The organism is Nitrospira sp. BLG_1 (assembly GCF_047338595.1).
Taxonomy (GTDB): Bacteria; Nitrospirota; Nitrospiria; order Nitrospirales; family Nitrospiraceae; genus Nitrospira_D.
In genome coordinates, this window is sequence record NZ_JBLFBO010000016.1 from 49,098 (window position 1) to 57,058 (window position 7,961).

Annotated in this window: 8 protein-coding genes; all 8 read left to right on the forward strand. The window is 55.0% G+C overall.

Annotated elements, in window-relative coordinates; all coding sequences use genetic code 11:
• Positions 1-3: 3 nt before the first annotated feature.
• The 8 genes from ACMTNU_RS13145 to ACMTNU_RS13180 are packed head-to-tail and all read left to right on the forward strand — an operon-like array spanning position 4 to position 7,642.
• A complete protein-coding gene (locus ACMTNU_RS13145; RefSeq protein WP_413935714.1) occupies positions 4-897 on the forward strand; it encodes a prephenate dehydrogenase in 894 nt (297 codons plus the stop codon).
• Positions 894-2,216, forward strand: a complete 1,323-nt coding sequence (gene aroA, locus ACMTNU_RS13150) for a 3-phosphoshikimate 1-carboxyvinyltransferase (protein WP_413935715.1) — start codon at positions 894-896, stop codon at positions 2,214-2,216. The genes ACMTNU_RS13145 and aroA overlap by 4 nt, the downstream gene beginning before the upstream one ends.
• 23 nt (positions 2,217-2,239) lie before the next feature.
• Positions 2,240-2,899, forward strand: coding sequence for a (d)CMP kinase (gene cmk / locus ACMTNU_RS13155; RefSeq protein ID WP_413935716.1), 660 nt, complete (start codon positions 2,240-2,242; stop codon positions 2,897-2,899).
• Positions 2,896-3,588, forward strand: coding sequence for a lysophospholipid acyltransferase family protein (locus ACMTNU_RS13160; protein WP_413935717.1), 693 nt, complete (start codon positions 2,896-2,898; stop codon positions 3,586-3,588). The genes cmk and ACMTNU_RS13160 overlap by 4 nt, the downstream gene beginning before the upstream one ends.
• 55 nt (positions 3,589-3,643) lie before the next feature.
• Complete coding sequence (locus ACMTNU_RS13165; RefSeq protein WP_413935718.1) at positions 3,644-5,359, forward strand: 30S ribosomal protein S1; 1,716 nt, start codon at positions 3,644-3,646, stop codon at positions 5,357-5,359.
• Between the two features lie 29 nt (positions 5,360-5,388).
• On the forward strand, positions 5,389-6,291 hold the full coding sequence (gene sppA / locus ACMTNU_RS13170) for a signal peptide peptidase SppA (protein WP_413935719.1): 903 nt from the start codon (positions 5,389-5,391) through the stop codon (positions 6,289-6,291).
• 45 nt (positions 6,292-6,336) lie between these two features.
• Complete coding sequence (locus ACMTNU_RS13175) at positions 6,337-6,615, forward strand: HU family DNA-binding protein (RefSeq protein ID WP_086425704.1); 279 nt, start codon at positions 6,337-6,339, stop codon at positions 6,613-6,615.
• Positions 6,616-6,646: 31 nt separating this feature from the next.
• Entirely contained in the window at positions 6,647-7,642 is a 996-nt protein-coding gene (locus ACMTNU_RS13180) for a PCP reductase family protein (RefSeq protein WP_413935720.1), read from the forward strand.
• Positions 7,643-7,961: the final 319 nt, after the last annotated feature.

Consider the following 7,961-nt stretch of genomic DNA (forward strand, 5'->3'; position numbering starts at 1 on the left):
TCGATGCCGGTCCATTTTAAACAAGTCGCCATTATCGGGGTCGGGCTGATCGGTGGATCGCTCGGTATGATTCTCCGCAGGAAGGCCTTGGCCGACCACGTGGTCGGTGTCGGCCGTCGAGTGGAGAATCTCAAGACCGCTGTTGCGTTGGGGGCAATCGATCGATATGTGGCTGACCCCCAAGAGGGCGTGCGTGGGGCGGATTTGGTCGTTTTGGCTACGCCTGTAGATACGTATGAGCGACATCTTCAAGAATGGGCCCATTGTCTCGCTCCCGGATCGATCGTCAGTGATGTGGGAAGTGTGAAGGGGACGCTGGTCGAGCGGTCGGAGGCTGCCATGCCAGACGGCGTGCATTTTGTCGGAGCGCATCCAGTCGCCGGAAAAGAAAAGACAGGAGTCGCCGCCGGTACCGATCAGTTGTTCAAAGGGGCGCGTTGTATTTTAACTCCCACGAAACGGACAAATGCTACGGCTCTAGAGCGGGTGAGGCAATTATGGGAAGAAGCCGGGTCGATCATCTTGACGATGGACCCTCATCTCCACGACCAAATTCTTGGTGCCGTCAGTCACTTGCCGCATGTGGCTGCTTTTGCCCTGATGAATGCCTTGTCCGAACTTCGTGATCAGGCGTTGCCGTCTCTCGATCTTGCCGGTCATTCCGGGGGGGGGTTGCGGGATACGACGAGGATTGCCGCGAGTTCTCCTGAAATGTGGCGAGATATTTTTCTGTGGAACAGAGAGAATGTGGTGGCGTATATCGACCGGTACACACGAGCTTTGGAAGAATTGAAGCAGCTGATTAGGGCCGGTGATGCGGCGGGTATCGAAAAAGCACTCGACCGGGCAAAAGGCGAACGCGAAAAACTTGCGAGCTCGACTGTGCGTCACTCATGAGATCATTCACCATCAGGCCAGGCCGTCCACTCAAGGGAACCACGACTGTTCCCGGCGATAAGTCTCTCACCCATCGGGCGATCATTCTCACGGCGTTGGCCGAAGGGACGAGCATCATTGCCGGGTACTGTCGCGGTGAAGATTGCCTGAACACGATGAGAGCATGTCAGGCCCTCGGGATTTCTATCACGGAGACGCCGACCGAATTGACCGTCCGCGGAAAGGGGTTCTGGGGTTTGACTGAGCCGAGTGGACCGATCGATTGCGGGAATTCGGGGACAGGGATTCGGCTGTTGGCTGGCCTGCTGGCTGGTCAAGATTTCTTCTCCGTCCTTACCGGCGATGAATCGATCCGACGACGCCCCATGGGGCGAGTGGTCAAACCGCTACGCGAGATGGGTGCAGTCATTGCGGGCCGCAAGGGAGGAGAACTGGCTCCCTTAGCGATTACCGGTGCAGGTCTTCATGGAATCGACTATCGATCATCCGTGGCGAGCGCCCAGATTAAGTCGTCGCTTCTTCTCGCTGGCCTCTTTGCTCAAGGTCAGACTCGATATCGAGAGCCTCGGTTGTCACGGGACCATACAGAGCGGATGTTCCAGTTCTTTGGTATCCCTCTCAGACGCAAAGAAGGAGTGTTGATCCTGGATGGGAGACCATCGGTTGGGTGGCGAGGGGTGGACGTGACGATTCCCGGCGATTTCTCCGCAGCGGCTTTCTTTTTGGTTGGCGCAACGATCGTCCCAGGATCCGACATTACCATTCGAAATGTTGGGATGAATGAAACCAGGACGGGCCTTATCGACATCCTGAGAAAGATGGGGGCCGATATTCAGGTATTAGGTTTACGCGAGGCGGCCGGGGAGCCGGTTGGAGACCTTCGTGTGCAGTCAGCCGTCTTGAAGGGAGTGACGATTGGTCATGACCTTATCCCCAAAACAATCGATGAATTTCCGATCCTGTGCGTGGCGGCTGCGGTTGCGGAGGGAGATACCGTCATTTCCGGTGCTGAAGAATTGCGGGTCAAAGAGAGTGATCGGATTGCGACGATGAGTCGAGAGTTGACGGCCATGGGAGCTCTGATCGAAGAGCGACCGGATGGGATGGTGATTCGCGGCTTAGGTCGAGGGGGAGAAAACGGCCGATTGCAGGCTGCCAGCAACGCACAGAGTCATGGGGACCACCGCGTGGCGATGTCGTTGGCCATTGGTGGGTTGACGGCTGAGCAGAGTATGACGATTGCGGATACCGGCTGTATCGAGACGTCATTTCCAAATTTTGAAGGCAGGTTGGCAGAGCTGTTGACCGATTCGGTGTGACGGTTTGACTCGGCGAGGGATGAGTGATTATTGCGATTGATGGGCCGGCTGGGGTGGGAAAGAGCACCGTGGCCAAATTACTGGCGAGTCGGCTGGGGTATCTCTATCTGGATACCGGGGCACTCTATCGGGCTGTCGCATGGAAAACCTTGCGGTCGAGGATTCGTCCTGCCGACCATGCCCGCGTGGCCACCCTCTTGCCAACCACCTCGATTCATATGCAGTTTCACGAGGGTGCGATGCAGGTGTTGGTCGATGGCTGCGACGTGACTGGACAACTGCGTGCACCCGACGTGACTGCCGCTGCCTCTATTGTGTCCGCTATTCCGGCCGTTCGTGAATGGCTGTTGCCGATCCAACGACAGATCGGCCAGGGTGGCTCCGTCGTAGCGGAAGGTCGTGACATCGGCACCAAAGTTTTTCCCGCAGCCTCGTTCAAGTTTTTCTTGGATGCCGCTGCTGATGTTCGAGTGGCACGACGGCACCGTGAGTTGGTCGCTGCAGGGCGAGGAGATTCGATTGAAACGACATCCCATGATCTGTCGGCTCGAGATCAGCGAGATCGTACCCGTTCGATCGATCCATTGGTTCCTGCGGTCGATGCGCGATTTATCGATACCTCTACTCTCAGTCCCGATCAGGTCGTGGAGCAGATGATCATGGCTGTGTCGACTGGGTCGTGAGCGGGATCGTCTACGGATTATTGTGGGTTCTGGCGCGAGGCGTTGCCGGCCTCTGTTTTCGGTACCGTGTTGAAGGTCAGGTTCCTCGCACCGGAGGAATGCTGGTTGCGGCCAACCATGCAAGTTACCTCGACATTCCGCTTCTTGGTTGCGGGATGAATCGAAGGGCCTGGTATTTGGGGCGTCACGACTTGTTTCCTATCCCGGTGTTGAGCGGTCTGTTGCAATCGCTCGGGTGGATTCCGGTGAAGCTGGGCCGTCTGGATCGGGAGGCGTTCGGGAAGGCCATTAACCTGATCCGAGCCGGTCACGTGGTGGTTATTTTCCCTGAGGGGGGGCGTACGCAGGATGGACACCTCCGACAGCCTAAGGCCGGTATCGGAGTGATTGTGTCGCAGACGGGGTGTCCGGTAGTTCCAGCGTATTTGCGAGGGACCTTCGACGTGCTGCCTCCAGGAGCTTCCTGGCCTCGATGCCGTCCCGTGACTGTGCGGCTTGGAGCTCCGATCACATTTGATACGGGGAAGCAGAAAGAAAGAGCCGAAACAAAACAGTTTTATCAGAAGGTCAGCCGTACGGTGATCGAACATATCGCAGCCTTGGGGGAAGTTCCTGTTCCAACAAGGAAGGACGATATGGCAAGCGATTCGCCGAACAGGTCGACCGCCGACGCTCACAACGCTGAGTGAGCTCGGCGATTTCACCATCAGCACCCGACGAGAGTCGGAAGAGTAGGATGTTCATATGGGTACGGTATCCAACAGTAGCGACGCGCAGTTAGACCGCAATGCCTTAGCGGCGTTGTATGAAGAAACCTTCCGTAACCTGGAAGAAGGCACCATTACCGAGGGGCGAGTGGTGGCTCTGACCAAGGACAAGGTCATTGTTGATATCGGGTACAAGTCGGAAGGCATGATCCCGAACGATCAGTTCTCGTCGGACGACTTGGCGAATCTCAAGATCGGCGATCGGCTCCAAGTCTATATCGAAGAATGCGAAGACGCAGACGGCAATCTCGTGCTCTCCAAAGAAAAAGCCGACAAGATGAAGATTTGGGAAGAGCTCGAGAAGATGTACAAGGACGAGAAGAGTATCGAGGGCAAGATCGTGTCTCGCATCAAGGGCGGCATGATGGTGGACATCGGCGTCAAAGCGTTTCTGCCGGGCTCGCAGATCGATCTTCATCCGGTGCGTGATTTAGACGGACTCGTTGGGAAGACGTTCCCACTCAAGATCATCAAGATCAACCACCGGCGAGGGAACGTGGTGGTGTCGCGACGGGTATTACTGGAAGAAACTCGCGATAAGAAACGGCAGACAACCTTGGCGAATCTCAAGGAGGGTCAGCTGATTCAGGGAACCGTGAAAAACATCACCGATTACGGATCATTTATTGACCTCGGTGGGATCGATGGATTGCTCCACATTACGGATATGTCGTGGGGACGAGTCGGACACCCGTCGGAACTGTTTACGGTTGGTGACAAAGTGGAAGTAACGGTACTCAAGTACGATCGCGAGACCGGACGTATTTCTCTGGGTCTCAAACAAAAGAGTGCTGATCCCTGGACCAATGTCGCCGGCAAGTATCCCATCGGGACGAGAGTCCGTGGTCGGGTGGTTAGTTTGACTGATTACGGAGCATTTGTAGAGCTCGAGCCAGGTGTAGAGGGCTTGGTACACGTCTCAGAGATGTCTTGGACACATGAGGTTCGGCATCCATCTCGGGTTGTGGCGGTAGGCGACCAAGTCGAAGCGGCGGTGCTTAATGTGGATCCGGCGAGCCGGAAGATTTCTTTAGGCATGAAACAAACCGCCCCGAATCCTTGGGATATGATCGAGGGGAAATATCCGATCGGCACCCGCATCGAAGGCAAAGTAAAGAGCTTGACGGATTTCGGCGTCTTTGTCGGACTGGAAGAAGGGATTGATGGGCTGATCCATATTTCGGATATGTCCTGGACGAAGCATATCAAACATCCTTCAGAACTCTTCAAGAAAGCGCAAAAGGTCGAGGCGATTGTCCTGCGCATCGACAAGGAAAAAGAACGGCTCTCACTTGGCTATAAGCAGCTGACGCGTGATCCGTGGGACGAGGTCATCCCGTCGCGGTATCATGTCGGCGATTCGGTGACTGGCAAGGTGTCGAAAGTCGCCGATTTCGGGATTTTCGTTGAACTGGACGGTGGTGTGGAAGGGTTGATCCATGTCAGCGAATCCGGTCTTGATTCTTCCCAGAAGCTGGAAGAAAAGTTTAAGTTGCAGGAAGACCTGACGGCGAAGATAATCAAAGTCGATCGGGAGGAACGCAAGATCGCACTCAGCCTTCGCGATCATCAACTCGATTGGGAGCGCAAGCAGGTCGACGACTATCATTCGTCGCAGGGCGCTATTGATCAGAGCCTTGGCCGGGCTGTTAAGCAGAGCCGGAAGCGAGCGCAAGCCGACGATCAAGAATAGGGGATTCCTGAACCGGACCGGTTGATACTATGGCGGATGATGTGACACAGGACGTGCGCCCACCCAAACGCCATCTGCTTCGCAAAGTCGTGTGGCTCTTTGCGGCAGGGGTGGGTGCGATGGTGCTGATGAATCTCCTTTATCCTGACCTCGATTTGTCGAGTGAGGATCGGATCGCCTTGATTCGTGTTGAAGGCGTCATCATGGATTCCCAAACGACGGTCAGTGAACTGAAGCGTTTCAGCGAAAACCCTTCCATCAAGGCGATCGTCCTGCGGATTGATACGCCAGGGGGTGGCGTGGTGCCATCTCAGGAAATCTACGATGCTGTCAAGCGAGTACGGAATAAGTCCAACAAGGCGGTGATTGCTTCGATGGGGAGTGTGGCGGCGTCAGGGGGGTATTATATCGCCGCAGCGACGGATCGGATCGTCGCGAATCCAGGGACCTTGACCGGAAGCATCGGTGTCATCATGGAAACCGCCAATGTGGAAGGGTTGCTTCAGAAAATCGGAGTGGAAGGGGTCGTCATCAAGAGCGGAAAGTTTAAAGATGTGGGATCTCCCCTTCGCAAGATGAGCGCTGAGGAAAGAGGGTTGCTCCAAGGGGTAATGGATGACGTCCATAGACAATTTATTGAAGCGGTGGCCGAAGGGCGGTCGCTGGAGCTGCGAACCGCACAAGCTCTGGCGGATGGACGCATCTTCACCGGTCGTCAGGCCAAAGACGTCAAGCTGGTGGATGAACTCGGAGACCTGGATGATGCCATTCAATTAGCTGCGGATGTGGTAGGGATCCAAGGGGAACCGAAAGTCGTCGAACCACGCCGCCGTTTTTCCCTCCGTGAAATGCTGGACTCGAAACTGAGCATGATATTCCCTAAATTGGATATACAGCCGGGTGTCAGCCTGAAATACTTGATGGCATTTTAGCTGTGCCTTAAATATGTGGTGATCATCAAGCGGAGGGAAGAAGATATGACGAAAGCGCAAATTATCGAGAAAGTCTCGGAGCAAGTGACCACATTGACCAAGCGGCAGGCCGAAGTCGTGGTCAATACGATTTTTGATTGCGTGCGAGACTCATTGAAAAATGGAGACAAGACGGAAATCAGAGGGTTCGGGAGCTTTCGCTTGCGTGCTCGTCGGATGAAAGAAGGACGGAACCCCAAGACCGGAGAGACCGTCGCAGTTCCGGCTAAGCGGGTCCCATTTTTTAAAGCCGGCAAAGAGATTAAAGAGTTGCTGAATCAATAACAACGTGGCGCTTTCATAAGGATTCAGATCGATGTCAGATCCATCCCACCTTCAAGCGACGGATATCCGGTGGACCGACGGCGCACTCAAGCGCATGGAACGTGCGCCAATTTTTCTTCGGGGCATGGTCCGTCGGTTAGCGGAAAAAAAAGCACGGGAATTGGGGTATGAAGAAATTACCGAAGAGGTTCTTGAACGATTCAAGGGGCAGATGATGGGAGGAATGGGCGGTGAAGCCGGCATGACGGCTGCCGCTGAAGCGATGGAGCAAGGACGGCTCCCATGGACGGCTGCGGCAAAAGAGCGGTTGGCCACCGTGCCGGAATTCATGCAGGCCATGATCAAACAGATTACGGAGGAAATCGCCAAGGAGCGAGGCCATCTCGAGGTGAACGTCGAGTTGTTTGAAAAGGTCGAGGCGCTCGGTGATATCCGCGAAGAGGAGAAGCCGACGATGGAGTGGACGGAGGACGCGTTGGCGTTACTCCAGGACAAACTCAAAGAGTCCCCGCCCATCGCGGCAGACTTCGTGATGGATATGCTGAAACGCGACACCGAAGATCTGGCCAGAGAGAAGCATCTGACGCGTATCGATGAATCAGTGCTCCGCGATGTATGGGACACTCCTCAGGCCAAAATCGGCTGGACGGATGACGCATGGAAACGGCTTCAGACATCTCCTGACTTTGTCCGAAGTGGAATCAGAAAAGCCGCCGAGCGGAGGGCTCGTAAGCTCGGGTTGAGGGAGATCGATTCCGACCATTTGACGACATTTCGAAATCAGGCGATGATGAAGGCGGTCAAACGTATCCGCTCATTCGGCTATCAGGAGTTGACCTTCGATGCCTTTGAGACCGCGATCAAGAAGACCAAGCGTCTGCAGGGCAATGACCAGGCGGAGAAACGCCTTCAGGAGATCCGCGGCCACTTTGCCGATCCGACAACCAAAAAACCTGAAGGAGGGACGCTTGGAGCTGAACTTATGGATCGTTTTCGCAGGTATCTCAAAGGGGAAGGCACACTCTAGGACCAGAGTTGCTTTGAACGTCTAGCCCTTCTCTTTGCTCTTCCCCCGCTTATACCGACTGCTACACTAAGGAGACTCTGCCTCAATTTTTCTCGCCGCCATCTTTGCCACGAATTGTGATGGGGTATCTCCCTTTTGGGTCATTCTTGGAAGGTGCTTGGGTAGGCTAGAGGGTATTGGCGTCTGTACAGGTTCATTTAGCTAACCGAGCAGAGACCTGTGAAAGCACCTGGACGAGGGATTGGAGGAAAGTTTCGTCCATCCTCCTCCGCCCCACGATTTCCTTAGACACACCATTGGGGCATACTGCCCCCTCACT

Excerpts from the sequence above, each read along its gene's own strand:
- ACMTNU_RS13145 (WP_413935714.1), top strand. The coding sequence starts at position 4 with ATGCCGGTCCATTTTAAACAAGTCGCCATTATCGGGGTCGGGCTGATC.
- aroA (WP_413935715.1), top strand. The coding sequence starts at position 894 with ATGAGATCATTCACCATCAGGCCAGGCCGTCCACTCAAGGGAACCACG.
- ACMTNU_RS13165 (WP_413935718.1), top strand. The coding sequence starts at position 3,644 with ATGGGTACGGTATCCAACAGTAGCGACGCGCAGTTAGACCGCAATGCC.
- sppA (WP_413935719.1), top strand. The coding sequence starts at position 5,389 with ATGGCGGATGATGTGACACAGGACGTGCGCCCACCCAAACGCCATCTG.
- ACMTNU_RS13175 (WP_086425704.1), top strand. The coding sequence starts at position 6,337 with ATGACGAAAGCGCAAATTATCGAGAAAGTCTCGGAGCAAGTGACCACA.
- ACMTNU_RS13180 (WP_413935720.1), top strand. The coding sequence starts at position 6,647 with ATGTCAGATCCATCCCACCTTCAAGCGACGGATATCCGGTGGACCGAC.